General features: G+C 56.8%; 2 protein-coding genes. One reads left to right on the top strand and one right to left on the bottom strand.

The genetic code is table 11. The features are described from left to right. Positions 1–181: hypothetical protein (locus NTW95_12965; GenBank protein ID MCX6558321.1), on the bottom strand; the 181-nt coding region annotated here is incomplete at its 3' end. 247 nt (positions 182–428) lie between these two features. Between NTW95_12965 and NTW95_12960 the strand changes: the two genes are divergently transcribed. Beyond that, positions 429–2033 (top strand): IS1634 family transposase (locus NTW95_12960; GenBank protein MCX6558320.1); only part of this gene is annotated, 1605 nt, incomplete at its 3' end.

Below are 2033 nucleotides of genomic sequence, written 5' to 3'. Positions count from 1 at the left end.
CTATGTGCCCCATCGCCCGCTCGATGCTCTTGGCGTCCGGGCGGTCCGGCAGCATCATCTCAAACTCACCGCGCTGGGCATAGAGGTTTTTCTCCGACCAGGGGCGGTACACGGCCCGCGTTCCATCGCCGAAGTCCACCTCGTATTGCTCGCCCGCCTTCACGCTGTGGCCTTTTAACATGGCCGAGTTGTCCGCGTTCTCGTTAACCACCACTAGCCTGAGTTTACGCTTTATCCCATCTTCCTTCCGAATCTAACCTCCAACCTGTTGCTTTTAAATAATTTTCTTGTTCAGGTAATGTATTACCCTACTTCTGGACCAGCCAATCTTACCAATCAAACCAATTAAATAAGGAATATTTCCCCTTGACACTTGACTTTGGCCACATTATGTATTACCCTACTAATATAGGAAGAAAGGAGAAACCATGGCCAGCATCATCAAAAAAATCAAAAAGGGAAAAGCCTATTACTACGCCGTCGCGTCGGCCCGGGTGGACGGAAAGCCCAGGATCGTCTGGCAAAAATATCTGGGGACGATCGAGGCCATTATTGAACGCGCCGAAAACGCCAAACCGGCCAAGCCCAAAGAGACCGTCATCTTCGAGGCCGGCGGGGTGGCGGCCTTGCTCGGAATTGCCCAGCGCCTGGGCTTGATGGAGTTGATCAACGAGCAGGTCCCCAAACGAGACCAGGGGCCGTCCGTCGGGCACTACATGGTCCTCGCCGCGCTCAACCGCGCCCTCGATCCCTGCAGCAAATTGGCCATCGGCGACTGGTACGAGCAGACGGTCCTGCAGCGGTTGTGGCGTTTTCCCAAGTCCGCCTTTTCCAGCCCGCGCTTCTGGGACCACATGGACATGATCTCCGAGACGGCGATTGCCGCGGTCCAGGACCGGCTGGCGCAACGGATCGAACAAGAGTTCGGCCTCGAAGCCCAGACCCTGCTTTACGACACCACCAACTTTTTCACTTTTATCTCCACCGTCAACGACCGCAACCACCTCGCCCAGCGCGGCCACTCCAAGGCCAAGCGTCACGACCTGCGCCAGGTGGGGCTGGCCTTGTTAGTGACGGCCAATGATCAAATCCCCCTCTTCCATCGCGTCTATGCCGGCAACCGGGTGGACGTGAGTCTGTTCCCCTCCCTGGTCAAGGAGCTGTTGGCCCGGCATCAAAACATCCTGGGACGGAGGGCCGAGTCCACCCTGGTCTTTGACAAGGGCAATGTCTCCGACGAGGCCATGGAGCGGATCGTGGTCTCCAACCAACATTTTGTCGCGGCCCTGTCCGCCAACCGGGCCGAGCATCTTCTCTCCATTCCGCTTTCCGAATTCGCGCCGATGCCCGGTCTCCCCGGCGCCAGAGCATATTCGACGGAAGAAATCATCTGGGGCAAAAAATTATCGGCCGTGGTGGTTTACACCGAGAGCTTCTTCACTCAGCAACTCAACGGCGTGACTCATCACCTGGTCCAGTGCCAGAAAAAACTTTTGGACCTGGAAAAAAGTCTCATCAAATGGCGGAAGGGCAAGGCCAGAGGCAAGAAGCCCACGGTCCGAGGAGTCAAGGCCGGCGTCAATGGCATCCTCTGCGCCCAGTTCATGAAAGACCTGTTCAAATATACGGTTGAAGAGGAAAAGGGGCTGCCCGTGCTCCAATACTCCTTGAACCATGCCGCGCTCGAACGGCTCAGCAATGAACGGCTGGGCCGGACCGTGCTGGTGAGCGACCGGAGAGAATGGAAGCCGCAGGAAGTGATCAGCGCCTACCGCAGCCTCGCCGGAGTGGAAGAGTCTTTCAAGAATATGAAGAACATCGATTTCCTGCATTGGCAGCCGGCCTATCATTGGACCGATCAGAAGCTCATGGTTCATGGGTTCTACTGCGTCCTGGCCTTGACCCTGGCGTCGTTGGCGCACAAGATGGCGATCCAGGCCGGAATGGACCTGTCGTTGCATGAGCTGCTCAAAGACCTGACCTCGATCCGGGAGGTGGCCGTGATTTATCCCCAAGGTGTTTTAGCTCACCCC

The organism is Candidatus Aminicenantes bacterium, from assembly GCA_026393795.1.
Classification (GTDB): domain Bacteria; phylum Acidobacteriota; class Aminicenantia; order UBA2199; family UBA2199; genus UBA2199.
The sequence above is the reverse complement of the archived record's forward strand: the minus strand, read 5'-3'. Positions and strand labels throughout refer to the sequence as shown.